We start from the raw sequence: 25,624 nt of genomic DNA, 5'->3' as shown, positions 1-25,624 counted from the left end.
GACACGTTCCGCAGTCGATCGACAACGGTCCGTTCAGAACTGCGACCTGAATCACAACTTCAGGGAATCTGCACATCCAATTCCCATCCGGGTCACCGGGTGCAGGGGATCTGCACACGGTGGCGGACTTCGTCATGCCATTGGGACGGGAGTGTCGGATTCGTCGCGGGGAGGGCAAGGCCGCGGCTGAACCGATGCCGTGACGCATGTGAAGAACTCGCCATCGAGCGGTGCGCAAGCCTGCACGGATGGGTGCCTCTGGGACTCAAGTTGCCTGGTGAGGCCGTTGGTTGATTGGAAGCCCGCGCCTGCAGCGTGCTTTGATCCATCGCACCGCAGGGGCCGCGAAGGGTCACCGGAAACGGATGCCCGGCGCCTGCGGTCGCGGCCGTCGCTCTGTCCCCCAGAGGGGGGCCGCTCCCCCCTTGTGAAATATCCATACGAAGGGAAGTTCCATCATGAACTCCACCCCCCGTGTTGAGACCGTTGAGATCTCGGACGCCGAGCTCGACGCTGTTTCCGGCGGCCTGTCGATCAACGCTGTCAACTCCGTCACCGGTGCGCTGGACGGCATTGCTCCCGTTTCCGGCACGGTCGACACGGTCGTCGGCACCGTCGAGGGTGTGACCGGCCTGAACACCGCTCCGGTCACCAGCCTGGTCGCCGGTCTCTGATCGCGCCTTTTGTGATCGTCGAGTCCCGGAGTCGTATCGCGACTCCGGGGCCTTCGGTTGCCGTAAAAGCCTCACACAGGCTCTTGAACCAGCCGGCTCGTGCGAGCCGGTCCTCTCTCGTTTTCAGGTGAGGGAAAGTTCCGTGCAGTTCCGCCAGCAGGCCCTCGCCAAGCTCCAGTCGCCGGAGGAGCTCGATCTCCCGGTGCGTTTCGCCCGCCCTCAGGGCTGGCTCGTCCTGTCGGTGACGGTGGTCGCCATGGCGGCCGCCTCCGTGTGGGCGGTGACCGGCACGGTCACGTCCACGGTCGGCGCGCCGGCCATCCTCACGCACGGTGAGGGCAGCTACATCCTGCAGAGCCCGGTCGCGGGCCAGGTCACGGCGGTGCTCGCCGAGCAGGGCGAGCGGCTGCCGGCCGGCTCGCCGGTTCTGAAGGTCCGGACCGCCCAGGGCGACAGCGTCGTCCGCACGGTCGCCGCGGGCCGGATCACCGGGCTCGCCGCGACCATCGGGCAGATCATCCAGACCGGCGCGAACGTCGCCGCCGTGGAGAAGGTCGCGCACGCCGGCGATCCGCTGTACGCCACGGTGTACGTGCCCGCCGAGAACGCCGCTTCCATCCCCGCGGACGCCGCCGTGGACCTGACCGTCTCGTCGGTGCCGACCCAGACGTACGGCGTGCTGCGCGGCCATGTGAAGTCGGTGGACCGCTCGGCGCAGTCGGCCCAGGAGATCGCCGCCTTCCTCGGGGACAACCAGCTGGGCGAGCAGTTCACCAAGAAGGGCCGCCCGGTGGCCGTGCTGGTCAGGCTCGACAAGTCGTCGAGCACCAAGAGCGGCTACAAGTGGTCGTCCGCGGACGGCCCGCCCTTCGACCTCACCTCCATGACCCTGGCCTCGGCCTCGATCCGGCTGGCCGATCAGCGTCCCGTCGATTGGCTGCTGCCGTGAGCACCGCACAACAGACGCGGAGCAGGCGCCGTGCCGCTCCGCCCAAGCGCCCGGTCCCCAAGGGCAAGGCGAAGACCGTCCGCACGCCGACCGTCCTCCAGATGGAGGCCGTGGAGTGCGGCGCCGCCTCCCTCGCGATGGTGCTCGGCCACTACGGCAAGCACGTCCCTCTGGAGGAGCTGCGCATCGCCTGCGGTGTCTCCCGCGACGGCTCGCGCGCCAGCAACCTGCTCAAGGCGGCCCGCAGTTATGGCCTGACGGCCAAGGGCATGCAGATGGACACGGCCGCCCTCGCCGAGGTCAAGACACCGGCGATCCTGTTCTGGGAGTTCAACCACTACGTCGTCTACGACGGCATGGGGCGCCGCTTCGGCCGCCGCGGTGTCTACATCAACGACCCCGGCAAGGGTCGCCGTTTCGTGCCGATGGAGGACTTCGACGGCAGTTTCACCGGCGTCGTCCTGGTGATGGAGCCCGGCGAGGGCTTCAGCAAGGGCGGCCGCAAGCCCGGCATCCTGGGCGCGATGCCGGCCCGGCTGCGCGGCACCGCGGGCACCATGCCCGCCGCGGTGCTGGCGAGCCTGCTGCTGGTCGCGGTCGGCGCCGCGGTGCCCGCGCTCAGCCGGACGTACATCGACGAGTTCCTGATCGGCCAGAACACCTCGCTGCTGGGTGTGCTGTTCGCGTCGATGGGCGCGTCCGTGCTGCTCACGGTGGTGCTGACGTGGCTGCAGCAGGCGAATCTGCTGCGCGGCCGCATCATCTCCTCCACCCTCTCCAGCGCCCGCTTCCTGCGGCATCTGCTGCGGCTGCCGGTGACGTTCTTCGCCCAGCGCAGCCCGGCCGACCTGGTGCAGCGGTTGCAGTCCAACGACCAGGTGGCCGAGACCCTGGCCCGCGACCTCGCGGCGGCGGGCGTGGACGCGGTGGTCGTGGTGCTCTACGCCGTCCTGCTCTACACGTACGACCCGCAGCTGACGTTCCTCGGCATCGGTGTGGCCCTGCTGAACATCGTCGCCATGCGGGTCGTGATCCGGCTGCGGGCCACCCGGACGGCGAAGCTGCGGGCCGACAGCGCCCGGCTCACCAACACCGCCTACACCGGGCTGCAGCTGATCGAGACGATGAAGGCGACCGGCGGTGAGGACGGCTACTTCCGCAAGTGGGCCGGTCAGCACGCCACCACCCTGGAGGAGCAGCAGCGGCTCGGTGTGCCGAGCGCCTGGCTCGGGGTGGTCGCGCCGACGCTGGCCTCCCTGAACAGCGCGCTGATCCTGTGGATCGGCGGCATGCGGGCGGTCGAGGGCGGTATCTCGGTCGGTCTGCTGGTCGCCTTCCAGGCCCTGGTCACCCGCTTCACCGCTCCGATCACCCGCCTGAACGGCGTCGCGGGCCGCATCCAGGACTTCGCCGCCGACGTGGCCCGTCTGAAGGACGTCGAGAACTTCCAGGCCGACCCGCTCTACGGCCGCCCCGGCGCCGGCGACTCCACGCGCCGCCTGCACGGCCACGTCGAGCTGCAGAACATCAGCTTCGGCTACAACCCGCTCGACAAGCCCCTGCTCACCGGCTTCGACCTGACCGTCGGCCCCGGTCAGCAGGTGGCGCTGGTCGGCGGCTCGGGAAGCGGCAAGTCGACGGTCTCCCGGCTGATCTCGGGCCTGTACACCCCCTGGGAGGGCGTGATCCGCATCGACGGACAGCGCCTGGACGACATCCCGCGAGGCGCGCTCGCCGCCTCGGTCTCCTTCGTCGACCAGGAGGTCTTCCTCTTCGAGGGCACGGTCCGCGACAACGTGGCGCTGTGGGACCCGTCGATCCCGGACGACGCGGTCGTCGACGCGCTGCGCGACGCGGCGCTCTACGACGTCGTGACGCGACGGCCGGGCGGCATCCACAGCAAGGTCGAGCAGGACGGCCGCAACTTCTCCGGCGGCCAGCGTCAGCGCCTGGAGATCGCCCGGGCGCTGGTGCGCCGCCCCAGCATCCTGGTCCTCGACGAGGTCACCAGCGCCCTGGACGCGGAGACCGAGCAGGTCGTGATGGACAACCTGCGCAGGCGCGGCTGCGCCTGCGTGGTGATCGCGCACCGGCTCAGCACCGTGCGCGACAGCGACGAGATCGTCGTACTGCAGCACGGCACGATCGTGGAACGCGGTCGGCACGAGGACCTGGTGACGCGCGGCGGCGCGTACGCGGCGCTGGTCAGGGAGCGATGAGATGACGACCGCACACCACCATGGCGACCTGGTTCTCGGCGCCCTCGGCTCCATGGGCAGCTACGTGGACTGCTCGGGCCTGACCCGGCTCGACCTGGAGGGTCCGCAGGTGCTGTGGCTGGTCGCGGCCGGCAGCCTCGACCTGTTCGCGGTGGACGCCGTGCAGCAGGGCCACTGGCACCACCTCGGCCGGCTGGAGGCGGGCTCGCTGATCCTGGGCCCGGTCCCCGGCCCCCAGCACACCCTGGTCGCCCGCCCCTTGCGCGACTGCGTGGTGCACCGCATCGGCCTGCGCGAGCTCTACCAGACGGCCGACACCCAGACCTGGTCCTACGACGAGTACGGCAACGCCCAGTACGTCCCGCCGACGACCAGCCCCCTCGAGTACGCCCTCGCCCTCGGCGTCGGCCGCAGCCTGTCCGTCCTCTTCCAGGCGCCGATGGCGACCGAGGGCTCGGCCGCCGAGGTGACCGACGACGACGTGTTCTGGATGCAGGTGCCGCCCGGCAGCGTCCAGTACGGCTCGCTCTACGGCGCCGAGGCCGCCGCCGACCTGCTGATGGACCCCGCGGTCTGGCAGAGCATGGTCGACCAGCAGTACCGCCTGCTGACCACGCTGGACCGCTGGATCGAGCAGCTGGAGCGCACCCACGAGACGCGTACGGCGGCCGGTATCAAGGCGGGCGAGGCGGTCCGCGCCCAGGCCGACCGCACCCTGCTGGCCTCCATCGGCAAGACGTCCGGCAAACGCACCACGGCCGCCGACGCGGACGCCTCGTACGCGGCCTGCAAGCTGGTGGCGGAGGCGGCCGGGATCACGCTTGCCGAACCCGCGCAGAGCGGCACCGAGAGCGAGCGCCTGGATCCGGTGGAGCTGGTGGCGATCGCCTCCCGCGTGCGCACCCGGGCCGTGCGCCTGGACGGCCGCTGGTGGCGGGACAACATCGGCCCGCTGGTGGGCCACCGGGCCCTGTCGGGGGCGCCGGTCGCGCTGCTGTGGCGGCGCGGCGGCTACGTGGCCGTACATCCGTCTACCGGGCGTGAGACGCCGATCGAGAAGGACAACGCGGAGGAGTTCGAGCCCCGCGCGGTGATGTTCTACCGCCCGCTGCCCGAACGGACGCTGAGCCCCCTGCGGCTGCTGCGGTTCAGCATGCGCGGCACCGGCGGCGACCTGACCAACCTGCTGCTGAGCGGTCTGGTGACGGTGGCCATCGGCGCGCTGGTGCCCGTCGCGACCGGCAAGGTGCTGGGCGAGTTCGTCCCGAAGGCGCAGACGGGACTGATCGCGCAGGTCTGTCTGGCCGTGATGCTCACCAGCATCGTGGCGGCGGCCTTCATGCTGCTGGAGAACCTCACCATCCTGCGCCTCGAGGGCCGCATCGAGGCCACGCTCCAGCCGGCCGTGTGGGACCGGCTGCTCAGGCTCCCGACGAAGTTCTTCACCGAGCGCTCGACCGGTGAGCTGGCCAGCGCGGCCATGGGCATCAGCTCGATCCGCCGCATGATGGCCGGGCTCGGGCCCGTCATCGCCCAGTCGTTGACCGTCGGCGGGATGAACCTGGCGCTCTTGTTCTGGTACAGCCCGTCCATGGCGCTGGCGGCGATCGGCATGCTCGTCGTCATCGCGGCCGTCTTCCTCGGGCTCGGTCTGTGGCAGGTGCGCTGGCAGCGCAAGCTGGTCGTGCTCAGCAACAAGCTGAACAACCAGGCCTTCCAGACCCTGCGCGGTCTGCCGAAGCTGCGGGTGGCGGCGGCCGAGAACTACGCCTACGCGGCCTGGGCCTCGGAGTTCGCGCACAGCCGTGAACTGCAGCAGAAGGTCGGCCGCATCAAGAACCTCACCACGGTGATGGGCGCGGTCTATCTGCCGCTGTGCACCCTGCTGATGTTCATGCTGCTGGCAGGCCCGGCACGCGGGGTGATGTCGGCGGCCGCGTTCTTGACCTTCAACACCTCGGTGACGATGGTGCTGACCTCCGTCACCCAGCTGACCAGCGCGTTCGTCTCGACCGTGGCCGCGCTGCCACTGTTCGAGGAGATCAAGCCGGTGCTTGAGGCGACGCCGGAGGTGCGCACGGCGAGCACCCGGCCGGGCCCGTTGTCCGGCGCGATCGAGGCCCGGCGGCTGTCCTTCCGTTACTCGGACGACGGTCCGCTGGTCCTGGACGACGTGTCGTTCGAGATACGCCCGGGTGAGTTCGTGGCGATCGTCGGCCCCAGCGGCTGCGGGAAGTCGACCCTGCTCAGGCTGCTGATCGGCTTCGACAAGCCGGTCTCGGGCAGTGTCCTGTACGACGGCCAGGACCTGGCGGCGCTCGACCAGTCGGCCGTGCGCCGGCAGTGCGGTGTGGTGCTGCAGCACGCGCAGCCGTTCACCGGTTCCATCCTGGACGTCATCTGCGGCACCGAGCCGTACACGCCGGAGGAGGCGATGGCGGCGGCCGAGATGGCGGGGCTCGCCGAGGACATCAAGCGGATGCCGATGGGGCTGCACACGATCGTCCAGGGCAGCGGCGCCGTCTCCGGAGGCCAGCGTCAGCGCCTGATGATCGCGCAGGCGTTGATCCGCCGGCCGCGGATCCTCTTCTTCGACGAGGCCACCAGCGCCCTCGACAACGAGACGCAGCGCACGGTGATCGAGTCGACCAAGGCGCTCAACGCCACCCGCATCGTCATCGCGCACCGTCTGTCCACGGTCCTGGACGCGGACCGTGTGATCGTGATGGAGGACGGCAAGGTCGCCCAGCAGGGCCCGCCCGCGCAGTTGCTCGCGGACACGGGCGGGCGGCTGCACGAGCTGGTGCGGCGGCAGATGGCGTGAGGGCTCAGTCGAGGCCGGGCACCGGCGCCCCGGAGGGCACACCGGCCTCGACGTACCCCTCGTAGAAGTCCTTCCAGGAGGCGCCCGCCCCGGCGTGCGGCCGCTCGGACCGCTCCCCTCGTGCCTTCGCGTCGAGGGCGGCCAGGCACACCTCCCAGCCGGCGCCGTTGCGGGCGGCGGTGTCGGCGGCCTTGAGGACGTTGGTGAGGGTGAAGCGGGTGCGCTTGTCGTCCAGCGCCTCCAGGTCGAAATGCAGCTCGTCGCCGCCCCACTCGAAGGACAGGCGACGCGGCTCGTCGAGGGCGAGCACCCGGCCCGTGGACTCGGGCATGTGCGGATCGCCGCTGAAGTTGATCGTGCCGCCGGGCCGGGGGTCGATCTCGGCGCGCGAGGGGAACCAGTGGGCGAGTTCCTCGGCCTCGGTCACGAACTGCCAGACCCGCTCGATGGGGTGGTCGTAGACACGGCTGAAGCGGACGGCCGGGCGGCCGTCGTCCAGGGTCAGATAGGTGCCGGTGGGTTCAGCGGCCATGGTGGATCAGTCCTTGGGGGCGGGGTCGAGGGCGTGGACACGCCTCCACGATCCCGCCCGGGGGCCGCGACCGCTCCAGGAGCAGCGCGACGACAGTCCGCATGAGACGGAGGCCACACCTAGCGAAACGTTGCCGTTTCGCTTGCGGAGGGTCTAGTCTGCCGGTGTACGAAACCGTTTCGTTCAAGGTTGCCCGAACGACTTCCCTGGAGTGGTTCCCCCATGTCTGAGAACACCCTGACCGACAGCGCCCCCAGACGGGTGGTCGAGGCCGAGCCCGCCGCCTCGTCGAAGCGCTGGTGGATCCTCGCGGTCGTCGCCGTCGCGCAGCTGATGGTGGTCCTTGACGCCACCATCGTGAACATCGCCCTGCCCTCGGCCCAGGCCGACCTCGGCTTCTCCGACGGCAACCGGCAGTGGATCGTCACCGCCTACGCGCTGTCGTTCGCCTCCCTGCTGCTGCTCGGCGGCCGTATCGCCGATCTCTTCGGCCGCAAGACCGCCTTCCTCATAGGTGTCGTCGGCTTTGCCGCCGTCTCCGCGCTCGGCGGTGCCGCGAACGGCTTCGGCATGCTGGTCACCGCGCGTGCCCTGCAGGGAGCCTTCGGCGCACTGCTCGCGCCGGCCGCGCTCTCCCTCCTCAACACGACCTTCACCGACGTCCGGGAGCGCGCCAGGGCATTCAGCGTCTACGGCGCCATCGCCGGTGCCGGCGGCGCGGTGGGCCTGCTGCTCGGCGGTGTCCTGACCGACGCGTTCGACTGGCGCTGGACGCTGTATGTGAACGTCGCGATCGCCGTCGTCGCCTTCGTGGGCGGCTGGCTGCTGCTGACCAACCACCGCGACGCGGAGAACTCCAAGCTGGACGTGCCGGGCACGCTGCTGGTCGCCGCCGGTCTGTTCTCCCTCGTCTACGGCTTCTCCAACGCCGAGACGCACGACTGGGATTCTGGCCTGACCTGGGGCTTCCTGATCGCGGGTGGTGTGCTGATCGCGGCCTTCGCCTGGTGGCAGACCAAGGCCGCGCACCCGCTGCTGCCGCTGCGCATCCTGCTGGACCGCAACCGGGCGGCCTCGTTCCTCGCCGTGCTGATCTCCGGCGGCGGCATGTTCGGTGTGTTCCTCTTCCTCACCTACTACCTGCAGCTGAACCTGGGCTTCAGCCCGACGAAGACCGGTGTGGCGTTCCTGCCGATGGTCGGTGCGCTGATGGTGGCGGCCCAGCTCGGCACCACGGCCCTGGTGCCGCGGATCGGGCCGAAGGTCGTCGTCCCGCTGGGCTTCGCGATCGCCGCGGTCGGCATGGCCTGGCTGACCGGGATCGGCGTCGGCTCCAGCTACGTCAGCGCGGTGCTTCCGCAGCTGATCGTGACCGGCGTGGGCCTCGGCCTGGTGATGCCGGCGGCGATGCAGCTGGCCACCGGCGGGGTGGCCGCCGAGGACGCGGGCGTCGCCTCCGCCACCGTCAACGCGATGCAGCAGGTGGGTGGTTCGATCGGTACGGCCCTGCTGAACACCCTCGCCGCGAGCGCCGCTACCGACTACCTGGCCGGCAAGGACGCGACCAGCAAGCTGGTGCAGGCCCAGGCGACGATCGAGAGCTACACCACCGCCTTCTGGTGGTCGGCGGGCCTGTTCGCCGTCGGCGCCGTGATCGCCTTCGTGCTCTTCCGCCGCGGGGTGCCGGAGCAGGACGCCAACGCCGCACCGGTCGTCCACATGTGATCGGTCCGGCCTGAGCCGCACGGGTCCGAGGGGCCGCCGTCCGCAGGGAGACGGTGGCCCCTCTTCGCTGCCATGGTGGCCGTATGCGCAAAACAGCGGCGGCACTCGGGGCCACGCTCTTCCTCTTCCTCGCGCCCGGCACCGTGGTCGTCCTGCTGCCGTGGTGGCTGACCGGCTGGCGGGCCGGCGACTGGTGGCCGCCCGTGCGCGTGCTCGGTTTGCTGCCGCTCGTCGCGGGGGCGGTCGTCCTGCTGTCGGCCTACGTCCGCTTCGTGGTCGAGGGGTCGGGCACGCCGGCACCTGTCGCGCCGCCCGAGCACCTCGTGGTGGGCGGGCTGTACCGGTACGTGCGCAATCCGATGTATGTCGCCGTGGTCGCGGCGATCGGCGGTCAGGGCCTGCTGCTCGCCCGACCGGTGCTGTTCGGTTACGGCGCCTGCGCGGCAGGGGCGATGTGGGCGTTCGCGACGTGGTACGAGCAGCCCGCGCTGACCCGCCGGTTCGGCGCCGACTACACGCGCTACCGGCGCGCGGTGCCGGGCTGGTGGCCTCGAATGACACCTTGGCGCGGTGGGTGACGGGCGTTGGACCGACCGTAATTGGGTACCCCCTGGCCCATGCGAATCAGCGTGGTGGATGTGGGATCGAACACGGTCAGACTGGTTGTGGCGGACGCCGAGGGCGGGGTGCCGCTGCCGGTCCACACCGCCAAGTGGCGCCTGCGGCTGTCGGAACACGTGAGGCCGGGGAGCAGCATTTCCGAGGAGGACATCGACCGGATCGCCGGGGCGGTCGCCGACGCGAGCCGGACGGCGGCCCGGTGGGGTGCGACCGCACCGCTTGCCTTCGCGACGGCCGTGGTGCGGGCCGCCCCGAACCGGCGGGAGGTGCTGCGTACGGTCCGGTCCCGGACCGGGGTCGAGCTGTGCACGCTGCCCGGCGAGGTCGAGGCCGAGCTGACCTTCCTCGGGGCGCGGCGCTGGATGGGCTGGCGTTCGGGGCCCCTCGCACTGCTGGACATCGGCGGCGGTTCCCTCGAAGTGGCCTTCGGGCGCGGCCGGCTGCCCGACTTCGTGGCCTCGCTGCCGCTGGGTGCGGGACGGCTCACCCATGAGTTCTTCCAGGGGCAGGATCCGCCACCGCAGGAGCAGATGCGGGCGCTGCGCCGCAAGGTCCGGCACCAGTTGCGGGACGTCGCCGCCCGGATCCGCTGGGAGGGCCCGCGCACGGCGGTGGCCACCTCGCGCACCTTCCAGCAGCTGGGACGGCTGTGCGGAGCACCGCCCGGGCGCCACGGCCCGTTCGTGGAACGGCAGTTGAAGCGCTCGGACCTACGCCTCGCCGTCGGCCGGCTCGCCGCACTGCCGGCCGCCGAGCGCGCCCGGCTCCCCGGCATCTCCGCGCCGCGCGCCGAACAGAGCCTGGCCGGCGCGGTGGTCGCCCACACCTCGATGAAGCTGACCGGCCTCAGAGTGGTCACGATCTGCCCCTGGGCGATCCGTGAAGGCGTCCTGCTGCGCCAGATCGAGGACGGCACATCCTGGTGGACGAAGATCAACAATCTTGACGAGGCGCCCCTGTCCCCCGATCACGTGCCCCTGCGCATAGCCGCCCCAACGCCCTGAACCAAGGCCCTTGAGTCGTTGCGCGCGCAAATTGTCAAGCGCCTCCACCGCAATTCACCGGGTCGAGTGAACCAGATCTTGCGCTCGGCGTGTCGGGGATGCTCCGCCACCGGTCGGGGTAACTCCGAGACCGAATGCGCCCTTTGCCTAGGTGGAGCGGACATGAAGCCGCATGCCGACGACCACGCTTCCGAACCGCCCGCGGCGAACCCTCATGCCCGCACTCGGGTCGGCGGCCGGTTCACCGTGGTCGTGGTCGCGGGTGAGATCGATCTGGCGACCGCAGGGTTCCTCCAGGAACACCTGGACGCGGCCACTGCGCGGCCGGTGCCGGACGTACTGGTCGACCTGCGGCAGATCGAGTTCCTCGACTGCTCGGGCCTGCGTGTGCTGTGCCGGGCCGAGTCGCGGGCCCGGGAGCGCGGCGGCCGGCTGCGCATCGTCTCCGATGCACCCGGCATCCGCCGGCTGCTGGGCGGTGCGGGACTGCTGGGACGTTTTCCGCCCCTCCCCGCGATCCCCGGGGAGGGGCGGAACTGATGCCAGGAGTCGGCGGGCGGCCCCACTCCGCCCTGCCGACCCCTGGTGCGAGATCGACGGGTACCCGCGACAAGGGACTCGCACTCCCCAACTGCGTGCCTCTTCAGGTGTGCACGAGGACCCCGCGATCCCGGTCTCTCAGAACGCGAAGAGGCTGGTCCCGTAGGAGTTCTTCACGCACTCGTTTCCGAAGGTCCGTTCGTAGGAGACGCGCTTGCCCTGCCAGACACCTTCGACCGTGACGACGACCGGGTCGTACAGCTTGTTGCACATCACGCCGTCTCGCGCCTTCAGGGCGTCGATGTCACCGGCGACCCCGCGCAGATCGGCGCAGGCGAGGGCCGGGGCCGGGTGGGTGCCGGAGGCCGTCGGGGCGCAGCTCAGGGTGACGGCCCGTAGCGGGGTCGCGGCGGCCGCGCTTGCCCCGTGGCCGACGGTGAGCACCAGGGCCGAGGGGGCGTAGAGCGAGGCGGGGGCGGCCGCCGGGGTGGCGAGCGCGGCCCCGGTCACAGGTCCGCAGACGGCGGTGGCCGTGAGGGCGAGGGTGGCTGCCCAGCGCGCGGTGTTCCGCATTGTATGCATCCTTCCGCAGGATTCGAGGGTGTGCCGACCCGTTCCGGGTTGGTGCCGGACCGGCGAGCGCGAGTCTGCCGAGTCCGCCGCGGAAAAACACCTCGACCCCATGCGTTTCAGTAACCTTGCGTGTTGAATCAGTGGCGCGAAGTCACAGAGTTCGACCGCATGAACCCCGAAACTGAGCGGTTCTTGATCGCTCGAAGCAGCCAAGTGGCTGATTTCCTGCGCCTCGTTAATAGGCCTGAAACATTCCGGTTGAGCTGTCGGCGGACTCCCCCGCACCCCCTTGCGTTCATGGTCCCGTCGAGTAATCGTCATTACATGATTACGACAGAGCAACGAGAGAAGCTGCGCGGCTGGTTCGCCGGCCGGCTGCCCGAGGATCTCTTCGAGGAGTTGGTCGAACTCGCGGTCGACCGCGAGGAGATCACCGTGATCGGTCGCATCCCCGCGCCCCGGCTCGCCGAGGGTGCTTCGGACGCCGAGCGGGAGGCCGCCGTCCAGGGCAGGGTCCAGGAGTTCCGGGAGCGCACCCGGGAGGCGCGCATCGAGGTGGCCCGCGAGGCCGAGCACCGCTTCCGCCGGAAGGTGTCCTGGGGTGTGGAGTGCGATGGGGAGCGCACGCTGTTCACGCACGTGGCCGCGCCCGTGATGACCCGGCTGCGCCAGCCGGAGCGCCAGGTGCTCGACACCCTGATCGCCGGCGGGGTCGCCCGCAGCCGCAGCGACGCCCTCGCCTGGTGTGTGCGTCTGGTCCAGCGGCACACCGACGACTGGCTCGCCGAGTTGCGTGAATCCCTGGAACACGTCCAGCGGGTGCGGGCACAGGGCCCGGACACGGAACCGCAGGACGCGGCCACGGACCGCTCCCCGGACACATCGGCCGACGACGACTGATGGAGGATTCGTACATTCACCGCGCAAGAAATGGATGAACCGTCCTCTGGTGCGGGTCCTGCACACCGCCGTACGGTCGGCAGACCGCCGAGAGGACGGCCGCCATGCCCGCCGCACACCCCAGCCGCGACGACCGGCCGTCCACCCCGCCGCGCCACAACGCGCTCCACCGTCCCGCCCCCGCTGAAGCCACCTTGTCCTCGCAGTCGTCCGACTCCCCGAGCACGCCGCCGTCCCTCACCGAGGTCGAGGCCCATGGCGTCGAGCGCATCCCCGACGCCGACCGCACCGCGACCCCGCTCGACCTGTTCCGGCTCGCCTTCGGCGGCGCCAACACCTTCTCCACCTGCGTCCTGGGCGCCTTCCCGATCCTTTTCGGCCTGTCCTTCTGGCAGGGCCTCGCCGCCACCCTCCTCGGCGTCCTCGCGGGCGCGCTGATCCTGTGCCCGATGGCGGTGTTCGGCCCGGTCAACGGCACCAACAACGCCGTCTCGTCCTCCGCGCACCTGGGTGTGCACGGACGGGTGGTCGGCTCGTTCCTGTCGCTGCTGACCGCGATCGCGTTCTTCTCGATCTCGGTGTGGAGCTCCGGGGACGCCCTGGTCGGCGGTGCGCACCGGCTGTTCGGCCTGGAGCGCGGCAACCTCTCGTACGTCGTCGCGTACGCGCTGTTCGCCGGCCTGGTGCTCGCGGTGTGCGTGTACGGCTTCCGGTTCATGCTGTTCGTCAACAAGGTCGCGGTGGCCTCGGCGACGGTGCTGTTCCTGCTCGGCGCGATCGCGTTCGCCGGAGACTTCGACCCGTCGTACGCCGGTGTCTTCACCGGCACGGCGGACGCGGCGACCAGGTCCCTGTTCTGGCCGTCGTTCATCGGCGCGGCACTGATCGTGCTGTCCAACCCGGTGTCGTTCGGGGCGTTTCTCGGCGACTGGTCGCGCTACATCCCGGCGAGCACCCCGCGCCGCCGGGTCATCGGGGCCGCGTTCCTGTCGCAGATCGCGACCCTGCTGCCGTTCGTCTTCGGTCTGGCGACCGCGAGCATCATCGCCGCCAAGGCCCCTCAGTATGTCGACCCGGCCGCCCCCGACTTCGTGGGCGGGCTGCTCGCCATCTCGCCGACCTGGTACTTCCTGCCGGTGTGTCTGCTCGCCCTGGTCGGCGGCATGTCGACGGGGACGACCTCGCTCTACGGCACCGGGCTCGACTTCTCCTCCGTGTTCCCGCGGCTGTCGCGGGTGCAGGCGACCGTGCTGGTCGGCGTCCTGTCGATCGCGTTCATCTTCATCGGCCGGTTCGGGCTCGATCTCGTCCAGTCCATCTCCACCTTCGCCACGATGATCATCACGTGCACCACGCCGTGGATGGTCGTCATGATGCTGGGCTTCTTCACCCGGCGCGGCTGGTACGACCCGGAGGCCCTCCAGGTCTTCAACCGCCGTCAACGGGGCGGCCGTTACTGGTTCGCGCACGGCTGGAACTGGCGGGGCATGACCGCGTGGTGGGTGTCCGCACTGACCGGCGTGCTGTTCACGAACATTCCGGGCCAGTTCGTGGGCCCGCTGGGCGACCTCGCGAACGGCGTCGACATCAGCCTGCCGCTGTCGCTGGTGGTGGCCGCCGTGCTGTATCTGGCGCTGCTGCGGATCTTCCCCGAACCGCGCGCGGTGTACGGGCCGCAGGGCGCGCGGCTGGCCCGCGCCGTCGAGGTCGCGGTGCCGCCGATCACGGGGCCGGGAACGGGAGTCGAGGAGGGGACTTCGTCGGGCCCTTCCGCCACGCTGCGGGCGTGACGCACTTCGTACCACCGGTCCACCCCTGTGGGCGGACCTGCACTTACTCGCCAGTATCGTCGGGGTGCAACGCGTTCTCAGCGACGAGGGGCGGGACGTGCCCATGGCCAAGCACTGGGCGGACTTCCAGTACGAGATCTATCTGGGCGGGATGTCGGGCGCCGTACCGAGGCTGCCCACCGATCTGACCCGGCTGGAGGAGCTGACCGAGCAGCGGCTCGGTCCCGGGCCCGTCGGCTATGTCGCGGGCAGCGCGGGCGACGGCAGCACGGCGCGCGCCAACCGGGCGGCGCTCGGGCGGCGCCGGATCGTGCCGCGGATGCTGCGGGACGTGCACGAGCGGGATCTCTCCGTCGAGGTGCTGGGCCGCGCGCTGCCCGCCCCGCTGGCCCTGGCACCGGTCGGCGTGCTGTCGATCATGCACCCGGACGCCGAGTGTGCGGCCGCCCGGGCCGCCGCGGCGCAGGGTGTGCCGTACATCCTGTCCTCGGCGTCCAGCACGCCGATGGAGCAGGTCGCGGAGGCGATGGGCGACGGGGAACGCTGGTTCCAGCTGTACTGGGCCAAGGACCGTGAGGTGACGCGGAGTTTCCTCGACCGGGCGAAGGCGGCCGGGTTCACGGCGCTGCTCGTCACCCTCGACACACCGCTGCTGGCCTGGCGGCCCCGCGACCTCGACCAGGCGTATCTGCCCTTCCTGCACGGCGTCGGCACCGCGAACTACTTCTCCGACCCGGCCTTCCAGGCAGGTCTCGCCAAGCCGGTGCACGAGGACCCGAACGCGGCCGTGCTGCACTTCGTCGGCATGTTCGCGGACCCCGGCAAGACCTGGCCGGACCTGGCGTTCCTGCGGGAGAACTGGGACGGCCCGATCGTCCTCAAGGGCATCCTGCACCCGGACGACGCCCGGCTGGCGGCCGACGCCGGGATGGACGGCGTGGTCGTCTCCAACCACGGCGGCCGCCAGGTGGCCGGCTCCGTCGCGGCCGCCGATGCGCTGCCCCGGGTGGCCGAGGCGGTCGGCGACCGGCTGACGGTCCTGTTCGACAGCGGCGTGCGCACCGGCGACGACGTCTTCAAGGCACTCGCTCTCGGCGCGCAGGCGGTGCTCCTGGGCCGGCCGTACGTGTACGGGCTCGGTCTCGACGGACAGCAGGGCGTGGAGCATGTGATCCGCTGTCTGCTCGCCGAGTTCGACCTCACGCTCGCCCTGTCCGGACACGCCACACCCGCCACGATCGGCCCCGCCGACCTCATCGAGGAATCCGCATGACGCCCCCGAAGAACATCCTCGCGGTCATCGCCCCGCACGTCGGGGGCCGCGCCGCCGGTGCCGGGCTCGCCACGCTCTTTCCCGGCGAGGCGAACGTCACCGTCGTCGAGACGGCCGACGAGGACCAGGCCGCCCTCCGCGCAGCACACGTGATCATCACGGCGCTCTCCCCCGTCACCGACGGACACCTCGCCGCGGCACCGGACTTGAAGCTGGTGCAGTGCGCGAGCCACGGCTTCGAGTACGTCGACGTGGACGCGGCCCGCGCCCGGGACGTACTCGTGTGCAACATCGGCTCCAGCGGCGCCGAGTCGCAGAACGTGGCCGAGCAGACCTTCGCCCTCATGCTGGCGCTGGCCAAGCAGCTGGTCCCCGCGCACACGGCGCTCGTCGAGGCGGACTGGGCGCTGCCCCGACTGCAGCGCTCCCTCACCGAACTGTGCGGCAAGACGCTCGGCATCGTCGGACTCGGCGGCATCGGGCAGGAAGTCGCCCGCCGTGCGGTCGCGTTCGACATGAGCGTCGTCTACGCCGGTCGCCGCAGGCTGCCCGAGGAGACGGAGGCCCGGCTCGGCGGGGCCCGCCATGTCCCGCTCGACGAGCTGCTGCGTACGGCCGACTACGTCTCCCTGCATGCGCCGCTCACCGACGAGACCCGGCATCTGCTCGACGCCGAACGGCTCGCCCTGCTCAAACCGACGGCGTTCGTGATCAACACGGCGCGGGGCGCGCTCATCGACCAGGAGGCCCTCGCGGACGCGCTGGAGAAGGGCGCCCTGGCCGGGGCGGGCATCGACGTCTTCGACCCCGAACCGCCCACCCCGGCCCTGCGCCTGCTCAAGTCACCGAACGTGGTGCTCTCACCGCACGTCGGCGGAGTGACCCGCGAAACCCTGATCCGCATCGCCTTGGCCGCCGTGCAGAACGTGGCGGATTTCCTGACGGGTGGCCAACCGCGGGACATCGTCAACTAGCAGTCGCTGTTCAGGGGCGCGGGGCTGTGTCGATATGCGGCTCCGCCGCAGGGGCGCGAGAAGCCACTACGGACCCGCAGCCGCCACATTCCCGCACCCCCGAGCCATCAGGCGCTCTCCGTGAACCACGCCGGCCGAGCCGCAGGCGTCCCCTTCCCCGTGATCGACGGCGACCCCGGGGTCGCCGTCGCCGTCGCCGACGGATCCGCCAGCCACCGTTGCGCCGGCGAGCCGTCGCGGGCCTTGGCGACGACGTCCGCGCCCGGCTCCTCCGCGGCGGCGGCGAGGGCGAGCCGCTCGTCCCAGCGGGGCAGCAACTCCCCCTGCACGGTCAGGTCGTAGCGCACGTCCGCGCCCCGCTTGTCCTTCTCGGCGGCGCACTTGCCGAGAACGGCCACGCCGGCGTCCACGTGCGAGTCCAGGCACAGGTCGGGGTCGGCCGCGCTGCGCAGCAGACCGTCCTCGTCGAACGACCACTGCTGGGTGTCGGCGTCCGAGCACGCCGCCAGGTCGGTCCCGGCACCGGCCTTGACCGTGCCGGTGATGTCGAGGCAGAGGTCGGCGCCTTCATTCCGGAGCCTCGACTGCCCCGGAACCGTGGGGAGTTGGGGCGCTCCGGGCGACGAATGGGAGCCGACACCCGGCGCAGCGCCGCCGCCCGCACTGGTGGAGGCGGCCGGGTCGACGCCGTCGTCGTGGGACCACAGGCCGGCCGCGAACAGACTGGCGAGCAGCCCGGCGGAGACGACGCCCACCCCGGTCAGCAGTGCCCGCGAGTTCCGCGGAACGCCCGGCGGCCGCCGTCCGGGCAGCGGGATACGGGGCAGGATGCGTGGACGACCGCCGCCGTGCCGGGCGGAGCCGCTCGCGCGCGTTTCCTGCGGCGCACGCCCGGGACGGGAGTCCAGGTAGCGGCGGGCGCCCCAGCCGAGCACCGCCTCGGCGAGGAGTACCCCCAACCCGCCCTCGAAATGGCTCAGTTGTTCAGCGGCGGAACGGCAGTAAGGGCACTCCGCCAGATGCTGCTGGACATCCGGCAGCAGAGCCCCGCCCCGGCGAATCGGAACATCGAGGAGACGGTTGTAGAACCGGCAATCCTTGCTCGGCGCGAGTTCCCGATGGGCATGTACACAACCTTCGCGGAATTTTTCACGCGCCTGTTCGAGTGCCGCCGACGCGGTGTCGGTATCCATGCCGAGCAGACCGGCGGGAACGGTTATGGGCTCCGCTTCGACCTCGGTGTGCCAGAGCAAGCACCGGGAGAGTCCGGGAAGGGCCTGGAAAGACCGTTCGGCGAGCCTGCGGTTTTCGGGCGTCATGGACTTCGCCGTCCGTATACCGCGGCCGCCGGAGGGTTTCTGCAGCTCCGGCAGAACACTGGATATCCGGTCCTCGGCGGACCACAGACGGACCGTCTCGCGTACGGCCACCAGAATCCGGGGGCGCAGCGCGAGCGCGGCCTCGCCCAGCGCCAGCCGGTCCAGGACCTGGTGGAAGGCGGACGCCGTCACCATGGAGGCGAGGTCGGCCGGGGAGGTCAGGCAGATGGCCGCGTAGTCGCGGGCGGGCTGCCAGTGCCGCGCCATCAGCAGCGCGACGGATTGGGCGACCTCGCCGTCGGGACGGCCCCTGAGCCGGGTGGCGAGGTTCTCGTCGGATTCTCCGGGAACACCGCCGGGCGGCGGGTAAGGGGGACGAGGTGGGTGGGGGGTGGGCACTGAGCGGATTCCTTCCCACATGCATGGGACTCACAGGAGGGCGTGAATTCGGGTAGGTCCGTCCGGCCCGGTTTTCCGATTGGCCGATCGACACCCGGCCATTACACCCCCCGCACGGGTAGTTCACCCTTGCACAACACACTCATGACCAACAAGGCACTTGGGCAACATCTGCCTCTTTGAAGGTTGGTCAGAAACGGCGACAACTCGCCTCGTCCGCATGAGCTTTCGTCATTCCATGCGCCCCGTGTGAAACAGGCGCACGCGCCGGAGCACCGCGCACGCTCCCGGCGTGCACCACCCCGTAGTGCACTGGGTAGCGGCCCTTTCTCGGAGGCCCTGCGCAGGACGGCGGCTCTCCTGCGCCGCACGGGCCGCCGGCCTTGTTCCTCCCGCCCTCGGTCGGCGGCCCCGGGGGCGGGTCGTCCCTACTGCGGTCGGCGGCCCTCAGATCTGCCAGGAGCGCAGCCGGTCGGCCGCGCCGTAGACGTCGGCCTTGCCTGAGATCAGATCGCGGGCCAGGTCGACGAGGGCGCCGTAGGGCGGGTCGATGCCGACATCGCTGACGAACATGTACGCCACCGCTGTCGCGCAGGCGAAGCGGGCGTTGGCCGAGGGCAGGGGCTTGAGCAGGGCGAGGGTGTGCAGCAGGGCGGCGGCCCGCCAGGCGGGGTCGGAGTCCACGCCGAGGCGGGGCGGGTCCACGCGGTGGCGGGCGACGGCGGCGACCAGCGCGGAGAAGTCGTTGATGGTGGGCTGGTCCGGCAGGACCTCTTCGTGGCGCTGCAGCAGCCAGGGCACGTCGATATGGATGACGGGTGCCATCGGTCAGGCGACCCGCCCCTCACCGGCGTGGGCGGGTTCGTCGTCGGGGAAGGCGGCGGCGAACTCGTCGGCGTGGGAGGCGAAGAAGCGGCGGAACGCCTCCGCGCCCTCCTGCAGCGCGCGGTGCCGGGCTATGTCCGCCGCGGCCGCCTCGCGCACAAGGGCCTTCATCGACGTACCGCGCTCCTTGGCGATCTGCCGCAGGTCCTCTAGTTCGCGGTCGCTGAACTCGACATTCAGGGCTGGCATGCCTTCACGGTACCGCCGGGGTACTCACTCGTAAATAGCCGCTGGTCACAGCAGCTTTTCGACGGTACCTCCAGCCGTCGGAACCGCTTGAGGACCATGTCCGTTTCCCGCCGGTTCCGGACGGCGCGGCGCAGCAGACTGGAGCCATGACGACGTACACGAAGATCGACAGTCCGGTGGGTGAGCTGCTGCTGGTGGGCGAGGGCACGGCCCTCACCTCGCTGTCCCTGCCGGGGCAGCGCAACGCGCCCGTCGTCGGTGCCGACTGGCGGCGCGACGACGAGGCGTTCGGGGAGGCCGCCCGCCAGCTCTCCGCCTACTTCGCGGGCCGGCTCCCCCGATTCGAGCTGAGCCTCGCCCCCGAGGGGACCGAGTTCCAGCAACGGGTGTGGCGGGCGCTCGACGCGATCCCGTACGGCACCACGATCACGTACGGGGGACTCGCCGCCCGGCTCGAAGTGCCGCGGAGCGAGATCCGTGCCGTGGGTGCGGCGATCGGCGCGAATCCGCTGCTGATCGTCCGCCCCTGCCACCGCGTGATCGGCGCCGACGGTTCGATGCGCGGGTACGCGGGCGGCGTCGAGCGCAAGGTGCGGCTGCTCACCCACGAGGGCGCGCTGCAGCCGATGCTGGGGTGACGGGAGGGAATGGCATGACGCTCACCGAGGCTCAGGCCCACAGGCGGGTCGCCGGGACCGAATGGGCGGCTGTCGCCGCCGAGTTGGACGTCCACGGCAGCGCGCCGACGGGGCCGCTGCTGACGCCCGCCGAGTGCCGCGACCTGGCCGCGCTGTACGAGAAGCCGGAGCTGTTCAGGACCACGGTCGACATGGCACGGCACCGTTTCGGTTCCGGCGAGTACCGGTACTTCACCCACGACCTGCCGACCCCGGTGACCGCCCTGCGGGCCGCCCTCTACCCGCGGCTGCTGCCGATCGCGCGGGACTGGGCGGCCCGCCTCGGCCGCCCGGCACCGTGGCCGGACTCCCTCGAAGAGTGGCTGGAGGCCTGTCACACGGCCGGACAGAACCGCTCGGCGCAGATCCTGCTGCGCTACACCGAGGGCGACTGGAACGCCCTGCACCGTGACGTGTTCGGCGACATGCTCTTCCCGCTGCAGGTGGTCGTCGGCCTCGACGAGTACGGCAGCGACTACACCGGCGGTGAGTTCCTGATGGTCGAGCAGCGGCCACGGGCCCAGTCCCGGGGCACCGCGACCGCGCTCCGGCAGGGCCACGGGCTGGTCTTCACCACCCGGGACCGGCCGGTGCGCACCAAGCGCGGCTGGTCGGCCGGAGCGATGCGGCACGGCGTGAGCACCGTCCGCTCCGGCCGGCGGCATGCGCTGGGTATCGTCTTCCACGAGGCGTGAGTACTCCGCCGCTGTACCGATGAGCGGCTCAGGCCCCTGCCCACAGCCCCCTGCGGCGGTAACTCCCCTCCCAGAACAGCCGGTTGAGAACTCGTACCGGTGGCGGCAGGGCGCCGAGGAAGCGGGCGCGGTCCGCCGGCGGGGTACCGTCGACGATCCACGGCACGAACACCGAGGCGCCGCGCAGGCCCTGGGTCTCGCGGATGCGGCCGGTGAAGGCGGCCCAGTCCGCGGCCGTCAGGACGTCCTGCATCAGCGGCAGGGCGCTGTCCTCCTCGTGTTTGAGATGGTCGTCGAGGGTGGCCGTCAACGCCCGTACGAGATCGGGCAGTTCAGGCTCCTGGTCGTCCAGGGCGGTGTCGACGGCATCCAGCAGGGGGTCGATGCGGGAGTGTTCCGCCTCCATGTCGTCCAGCAGGGCCAGTTCCCTCGGGCGCCCCGCTACGCGCTCCCGCACGCGCGGCCACAGGTCGCTGTCCTCGGCGGTGTGGTGGATGTGCAGCTGGTGCGTGAAGTTCTCCCAGCCGGCGCGCACGCCCGGGGTGTGCGCACGGCCCTCGGCGACGGCCTGCGCGAGGCGTTCCAGGTCGCGTCGGAAGGCGTCGTGGGAGGCGTACATGGCGGTGAAGTCGATGCTCATCGGGCGGCTTCCTCCAGTTCGGTCTCGTTGATCGGCAGGGCATGGGGGTTGGCAGACGGGCCGCGGTGGCGCCGTACGGCGAGACAGACGAGCGCTCCGGCCAGCAGCACGGCGGCGGACACGTACACGGCGGGGCCCATCGCGTCCACGAAGCCGTGGCCGAAGACCTGTCCGCCCAGGGCGCGCATGCGCTCGGCGACGTCCTGCGGCACCCCGTGCGGCGCGCCGCCCTGCTGCCGGGCGCCGACGTCGGACTCGGCCTTGGAGAAGGCCGCGACGAAGGTGTCCCGGTATGCGGCGGGCAGCCGTCCGGCGCTCTCCCGCGCCCGGTCCGAGAGCGCGGAGGCGAGCTGGTTCTGCAGCACCGCGCCGACCACGGCGCCCGCGAGGACCGAGCCGACCTGCCTGAGCGCGTTGGTGACGCCGGAGGCCGCCCCGGCCAGCCGGGCCGGTACGCCCCGCATGACCTCGGTGGCGAAGGGGGCGAAGGTGCAGCCGACGCCGAGGCCGACGAGGAACAGCGGCACGGCGATGCTCGGCCAGCCCGAGCCGACGTCCGCGACGGTCACCACCCAGGCCAGTCCGCCGGCCCAGGCGAGCAGCCCGCTCATCAGGATGAACTTGCCGCCGAGCCGGTCCGCGAGCGCTCCGGCGGGCCCCGCCGTCACGAACGAGCCGAGGGCGACGGGCAGCAGCACCAGACCGGACTTGAGGGCGCTGAAGCCGAGCACGGACTGCAGGTAGATCGTCAGCGGCAGGAACATTCCGACGACGCCGAACGCCACCGTGACGCCGACCAGGTTGACGAGGGTGAAGTTGCGGTCGCGGAAGAGCGCGAACGGGACCAGGGGGTCCTTGCTCTGCCGGCCGCGCTCGTGCAGCAGGAATCCGGCGAAGAGGACGGCGGCCAGGGTGAACAGGCTCCAGATCCAGCGGTTCCAGTCGTAGCGCTGTCCCTCGGTGAGTCCGAAGGCCAGGCAGAACAGGGCGGTCGAGGCGAGCAGTACACCGAACGTGTCGAAGCTGTGCTTCACCGTGCGCCGGGAGCCCGGGATGATCGCCGCGGTCATCACCAGGACGATCACGCCGAACGGCAGGTTGACGAAGAAGATCCACCGCCAGCTCAGACGGGTGATCAGCGTCCCGCCGAGGATCGGCCCGAGCGCGCCGGACACACCCGCCACCGCGCCCCAGACGCCCATCGCCGCTCCGCGCCGGTCGGCGGGGAACACTTCGGCGATGATCGACAGGGTCTGCGGCATCAGCAGCGCCGCGCCCAGCCCCTGCACGGTCCGGAACGCGATGAGCTGGGCGGGGTCCCGGGCGAGGCCGCAGGCGAGGCTCGCCAGGGTGAACAGGGCGATCCCGGCGGCGAACAGGTTGCGTTTGCCGCGCAGGTCGCCGAGGCGTCCGCCGGTGATCAGCAGGACGGCCAGCGCCAGGGTGTAGGCGTTGACGACCCACAGGATCTCGTCCAGGGACGCGTTCAGATCCTCGCCCAGTTGTGGGATCGCGATGTTCACGATCGTCAGGTCGAGCAGTGTCATGAAGAACCCGAGGGAGAGGGTGATCAGGATCGCCCACGGGTTGCCGTGCCATTTCTTGAACACGATGTCGGTCTCCTTGCGGTCGGACTCGAGCCGGTCTCGTGTCGGACTCGCGTTCAAGAGGGCGGGACGGCGGACGGGTGTGACACGCTGCGATTTCGGTGAGACGTAGGTCACATTCCGCCCGATCCATGTCACATTCGGACCCCTCCCGGCCCTCGAAGTAGTGAGCGCGGCACCCGGGAGGCCCACACATGACGCACAGCACCGGAAGTCCGGTCGCCGACGGGGCGACCGATGTCTTCATGAACCATCGGGAGCTGTTGTTCAGCCTCGTCTACAACATGCTGGGCAGCGTCGCCGACACCGAGGACGTGCTGCAGGAGACCTGGCTGGCCTGGTCGGGCCGGGGCGTCGGCGGGATCACCAACCCGCGCGCCTATCTGGTCCGGATCGCCGTCAACCAGGCCTTGCGGCGGCAGGCCGTGATCGCCCGCCGCCGCGAGACGTATGTCGGCCCGTGGCTGCCCGAGCCCCTGGTCGCCGCCGACGCGGGCGCCGACGACCCGGTGCTGAGGGGCGAGTCCGTGTCCCTGGCGATGCTGGTCGTCCTGGAGGCGCTGACCCCACTGGAACGCGCGGTGTTCGTCCTGGGCGAGGTGTTCGGCTACCCCCACGCCGAGATCGCGGACGTCATCGACCGCAGCCCGGCGGCCGTACGGCAGCTGGCGCATCGCGCGCGCAACCATGTGCTCGCCCGCCGGCCGCGCTACCGGGCGCATCCGCGCGTCCGGCAGGAGGCGACCGAGCGGTTCGTGCGGGCCGCGCTCGGCGGGGACATCGGCGAGCTGATGGAGATCCTGGCGCCGGACGTCACGGTGTGGACGGACGGCGGCGGCAACCGCAGGCAGGCGGGGCTGCGCCCGGTGCACGGCCGGGACAAGGCGGTCCGCCTCATCACCACGTACGCGGCGCGGCGCGGCCCCCAGCAGCTCGACCTGCGCTACCGCCGGGTCAACGGCGACGACGCCGCGGTGCTGTTCGAGGGCGACTCGCCGTACGCCGTGATGGTCATGGACCTCACGCCCGAGGGCGACCGAGTGGACGGCGTCTACATCGTCACCAACCCCGACAAGCTCACGCACGTGCACAAGGACGACGAGGAGGACGAGTGACCGCCACGCAGACAGCGGGCCGGGGCGAGCGGGTCGCCGACTGGCTCGACGGACGCCTCGGCATCCACTCGCTGGGCAGGAAGTATCTGCGCAAGGTGTTCCCGGACCACTGGTCGTTCCTGCTCGGCGAGATCTGCCTGTACAGCTTCGTCGTGCTGGTCCTGACCGGCGTGTACCTCACCCTGTTCTTCCATCCGTCGATGAACGAGGTGACGTACCACGGCAGTTATGTCCCGCTCAACGGCGTGCGGATGTCCGAGGCGTACGCCTCCACGCTGCACATCAGCTTCGACGTGCGCGGCGGGCTGCTGATCCGGCAGCTGCACCACTGGGCGGCGCTGGTCTTCGTCGCCGGAATGCTGACGCACATGATGCGGCACTTCTTCACGGGTTCGTTCCGCAAGCCCCGTGAGGTCAACTGGCTGTTCGGCTGGCTGCTGCTGTTCCTCGGCCTGTTCGAGGGCCTGTTCGGCTACTCGCTGCCGGACGACCTGCTGTCGGGCACGGGCCTGCGCTTCGTCAACGGCGCGCTGCTGTCGGTGCCGGTCGTCGGCACGTATCTGTCGATGTTCCTGTTCGGCGGCGAGTTCCCCGGCCACGACATCGTGGCCCGCTTCTACTCGCTGCACATCCTGCTCATCCCCGGCATCATGGCGGCGCTCGTCGTGGCGCACCTCATCCTGGTCGTGTACCACAAGCACACACAGTTCGCGGGGCCGGGACGCACCGAACGCAACGTCGTCGGAACGCCGTTCATGCCGGTGTACCTGGCGAAGGCGGGCGGTTTCTTCTTCCTGGTCTTCGGCGCGCTGACGCTGGTGGCGGCGGTGGCGACGATCAACCCGGTCTGGGTGTACGGCCCCTTCCGCCCCGACCAGGTCTCCACGGGCGCCCAGCCCGACTGGTACCTGGGATTCGCGGAGGGCCTGGTCCGGGTGATGCCGGGCTGGGAGATCACCCTGTGGGGTCACACGCTGGTCCTCGGCGTGCTGATACCGGTCGTGGTCTTCCCGCTGCTGCTCGTCTTCATCGGGATCTACCCGTTCCTGGAGGCGCGGGTGACCGGTGACGAACGCGAGCACCACCTGCTGGACCGCCCGCGCAACCGCCCGGTCCGCACGGCGATCGGCGCGGCCTGGATCAGCCTCTATCTGATCCTGCTGGCGGGCGGCGGCAACGACATCGTGGCCACCCGTCTCCATCTGTCGATCAACACGGTCACCTGGACGGTCCGCGTGGCGGTGTTCGTCCTGCCGGTGGTCGTCTTCGTCGTCACCCGCCGCGTCTGCCTGGGTCTGCAACTCCGCGACGCGGAGCTGGTGTTGCACGGTCGGGAGACCGGTGTGATCAAGCGGCTGCCGCACGGCGAGTACGTCGAGGTGCACCAGCCGCTCGATCAGGCCGAACTGCACACCCTCACCGCCCACCGGCGGCAGGGCGAACTCGTGGAACACGAGCCGCGACCCGAGCTCGTGGAGCGCGAGCCGCAGCCCTGACGGG

At 70.8% G+C, this 25,624-nt stretch carries 23 protein-coding genes; 16 read left to right on the top strand and 7 right to left on the bottom strand.

Going from position 1 to position 25,624, the window contains the following annotated elements; all coding sequences use genetic code 11:
• The first annotated feature begins 458 nt into the window (after positions 1–458).
• The 4 genes from ACFY1E_RS38965 to ACFY1E_RS38950 all read left to right on the top strand — a co-directional run bounded on the left by ACFY1E_RS38965 (position 459) and on the right by ACFY1E_RS38950 (position 6,666).
• Positions 459–674 (top strand): type A2 lantipeptide, encoded by a 216-nt coding sequence (locus ACFY1E_RS38965; RefSeq protein WP_351476953.1) that lies wholly within the window; start codon positions 459–461, stop codon positions 672–674.
• A gap of 142 nt (positions 675–816) precedes the next feature.
• The gene (locus tag ACFY1E_RS38960; RefSeq protein ID WP_389084978.1) at positions 817–1,623 is read left to right on the top strand and encodes an HlyD family efflux transporter periplasmic adaptor subunit; all 807 of its coding nucleotides are present in this window, start codon (positions 817–819) and stop codon (positions 1,621–1,623) included.
• Positions 1,620–3,842: an NHLP family bacteriocin export ABC transporter peptidase/permease/ATPase subunit gene (locus ACFY1E_RS38955; protein ID WP_389084976.1), complete on the top strand. Its 2,223-nt coding sequence runs from the start codon at positions 1,620–1,622 to the stop codon at positions 3,840–3,842. Before ACFY1E_RS38960 ends, ACFY1E_RS38955 begins: the two co-directional genes overlap by 4 nt.
• A 1-nt stretch (position 3,843) precedes the next feature.
• The gene (locus tag ACFY1E_RS38950; protein WP_389084973.1) at positions 3,844–6,666 is read left to right on the top strand and encodes an NHLP bacteriocin export ABC transporter permease/ATPase subunit; all 2,823 of its coding nucleotides are present in this window, start codon (positions 3,844–3,846) and stop codon (positions 6,664–6,666) included.
• A gap of 4 nt (positions 6,667–6,670) precedes the next feature.
• On the opposite strand, the gene ACFY1E_RS38945 is transcribed toward ACFY1E_RS38950, so the two are convergent.
• The gene (locus ACFY1E_RS38945; protein WP_389084971.1) at positions 6,671–7,198 is read right to left on the bottom strand and encodes an SRPBCC family protein; all 528 of its coding nucleotides are present in this window, start codon (positions 7,196–7,198) and stop codon (positions 6,671–6,673) included.
• A 222-nt stretch (positions 7,199–7,420) separates the two neighbouring features.
• On the opposite strand from ACFY1E_RS38945, the gene ACFY1E_RS38940 reads away from it, so the two are divergent.
• From ACFY1E_RS38940 to ACFY1E_RS38925, 4 genes are all read left to right on the top strand, one after another.
• Complete coding sequence (locus ACFY1E_RS38940; protein WP_389084968.1) at positions 7,421–8,923, top strand: MFS transporter; 1,503 nt, start codon at positions 7,421–7,423, stop codon at positions 8,921–8,923.
• An 83-nt stretch (positions 8,924–9,006) separates the two neighbouring features.
• Positions 9,007–9,501 (top strand): methyltransferase family protein, encoded by a 495-nt coding sequence (locus ACFY1E_RS38935; RefSeq protein ID WP_389084966.1) that lies wholly within the window; start codon positions 9,007–9,009, stop codon positions 9,499–9,501.
• A gap of 39 nt (positions 9,502–9,540) precedes the next feature.
• Positions 9,541–10,548 (top strand): Ppx/GppA family phosphatase, encoded by a 1,008-nt coding sequence (locus ACFY1E_RS38930; RefSeq protein WP_389084963.1) that lies wholly within the window; start codon positions 9,541–9,543, stop codon positions 10,546–10,548.
• 162 nt (positions 10,549–10,710) lie between these two features.
• Entirely contained in the window at positions 10,711–11,088 is a 378-nt protein-coding gene (locus tag ACFY1E_RS38925) for an STAS domain-containing protein (protein ID WP_389084961.1), read from the top strand.
• A 138-nt stretch (positions 11,089–11,226) separates the two neighbouring features.
• Here the strand turns inward: ACFY1E_RS38925 and ACFY1E_RS38920 are convergent, their stop codons facing one another.
• Positions 11,227–11,661, bottom strand: a complete 435-nt coding sequence (locus ACFY1E_RS38920; protein ID WP_389084958.1) for a protease inhibitor — start codon at positions 11,659–11,661, stop codon at positions 11,227–11,229.
• Positions 11,662–11,985: 324 nt separating this feature from the next.
• Between ACFY1E_RS38920 and ACFY1E_RS38915 the strand changes: the two genes are divergently transcribed.
• The 4 genes from ACFY1E_RS38915 (at position 11,986) to ACFY1E_RS38900 (ending at position 16,598) form a co-directional block, all read left to right on the top strand.
• Positions 11,986–12,561: a hypothetical protein gene (locus ACFY1E_RS38915; RefSeq protein WP_389084956.1), complete on the top strand. Its 576-nt coding sequence runs from the start codon at positions 11,986–11,988 to the stop codon at positions 12,559–12,561.
• A gap of 194 nt (positions 12,562–12,755) precedes the next feature.
• Positions 12,756–14,351, top strand: a complete 1,596-nt coding sequence (locus tag ACFY1E_RS38910) for a purine-cytosine permease family protein (RefSeq protein WP_389085122.1) — start codon at positions 12,756–12,758, stop codon at positions 14,349–14,351.
• Between the two features lie 103 nt (positions 14,352–14,454).
• A complete protein-coding gene (locus tag ACFY1E_RS38905) occupies positions 14,455–15,624 on the top strand; it encodes a lactate 2-monooxygenase (RefSeq protein ID WP_389085120.1) in 1,170 nt (389 codons plus the stop codon).
• On the top strand, positions 15,621–16,598 hold the full coding sequence (locus ACFY1E_RS38900) for a 2-hydroxyacid dehydrogenase (protein WP_389084953.1): 978 nt from the start codon (positions 15,621–15,623) through the stop codon (positions 16,596–16,598). Before ACFY1E_RS38905 ends, ACFY1E_RS38900 begins: the two co-directional genes overlap by 4 nt.
• Positions 16,599–16,705: 107 nt before the next feature.
• Here ACFY1E_RS38900 and ACFY1E_RS38895 read toward each other — a convergent pair whose 3' ends face one another.
• From ACFY1E_RS38895 to ACFY1E_RS38885, 3 genes are all read right to left on the bottom strand, one after another.
• Complete coding sequence (locus ACFY1E_RS38895; RefSeq protein ID WP_389084951.1) at positions 16,706–18,316, bottom strand: RICIN domain-containing protein; 1,611 nt, start codon at positions 18,314–18,316, stop codon at positions 16,706–16,708.
• Between the two features lie 447 nt (positions 18,317–18,763).
• Positions 18,764–19,141, bottom strand: a complete 378-nt coding sequence (locus ACFY1E_RS38890; protein ID WP_365838911.1) for a toxin Doc — start codon at positions 19,139–19,141, stop codon at positions 18,764–18,766.
• Positions 19,142–19,144: 3 nt separating this feature from the next.
• Complete coding sequence (locus ACFY1E_RS38885) at positions 19,145–19,390, bottom strand: hypothetical protein (protein ID WP_030937710.1); 246 nt, start codon at positions 19,388–19,390, stop codon at positions 19,145–19,147.
• Between the two features lie 146 nt (positions 19,391–19,536).
• Between ACFY1E_RS38885 and ACFY1E_RS38880 the strand changes: the two genes are divergently transcribed.
• Both ACFY1E_RS38880 and ACFY1E_RS38875 read left to right on the top strand, forming a co-directional pair.
• The gene (locus ACFY1E_RS38880; protein ID WP_389084947.1) at positions 19,537–20,028 is read left to right on the top strand and encodes a methylated-DNA--[protein]-cysteine S-methyltransferase; all 492 of its coding nucleotides are present in this window, start codon (positions 19,537–19,539) and stop codon (positions 20,026–20,028) included.
• A 14-nt stretch (positions 20,029–20,042) separates the two neighbouring features.
• Positions 20,043–20,762: a 2OG-Fe(II) oxygenase gene (locus ACFY1E_RS38875; RefSeq protein WP_389084945.1), complete on the top strand. Its 720-nt coding sequence runs from the start codon at positions 20,043–20,045 to the stop codon at positions 20,760–20,762.
• Positions 20,763–20,790: 28 nt separating this feature from the next.
• Here ACFY1E_RS38875 and ACFY1E_RS38870 read toward each other — a convergent pair whose 3' ends face one another.
• Both ACFY1E_RS38870 and ACFY1E_RS38865 read right to left on the bottom strand, forming a co-directional pair.
• Complete coding sequence (locus ACFY1E_RS38870; RefSeq protein ID WP_389084942.1) at positions 20,791–21,402, bottom strand: hemerythrin domain-containing protein; 612 nt, start codon at positions 21,400–21,402, stop codon at positions 20,791–20,793.
• On the bottom strand, positions 21,399–23,012 hold the full coding sequence (locus ACFY1E_RS38865) for a DHA2 family efflux MFS transporter permease subunit (RefSeq protein ID WP_389084940.1): 1,614 nt from the start codon (positions 23,010–23,012) through the stop codon (positions 21,399–21,401). The genes ACFY1E_RS38870 and ACFY1E_RS38865 overlap by 4 nt, the downstream gene beginning before the upstream one ends.
• A 191-nt stretch (positions 23,013–23,203) precedes the next feature.
• Here ACFY1E_RS38865 and sigJ point away from each other — a divergent pair, with 191 nt between their 5' ends.
• Both sigJ and ACFY1E_RS38855 read left to right on the top strand, forming a co-directional pair.
• Positions 23,204–24,124, top strand: coding sequence for an RNA polymerase sigma factor SigJ (sigJ, locus tag ACFY1E_RS38860; protein WP_389084938.1), 921 nt, complete (start codon positions 23,204–23,206; stop codon positions 24,122–24,124).
• Positions 24,121–25,620: a cytochrome bc complex cytochrome b subunit gene (locus ACFY1E_RS38855; RefSeq protein ID WP_389084935.1), complete on the top strand. Its 1,500-nt coding sequence runs from the start codon at positions 24,121–24,123 to the stop codon at positions 25,618–25,620. The genes sigJ and ACFY1E_RS38855 overlap by 4 nt, the downstream gene beginning before the upstream one ends.
• The last annotated feature ends 4 nt before the right edge of the window (positions 25,621–25,624 follow it).

Source organism: Streptomyces sp. NPDC001604 (assembly GCF_042893475.1).
Taxonomy (GTDB): domain Bacteria; phylum Actinomycetota; class Actinomycetes; order Streptomycetales; family Streptomycetaceae; genus Streptomyces.
The sequence above is the reverse complement of the archived record's forward strand: the minus strand, read 5'-3'. Positions and strand labels throughout refer to the sequence as shown.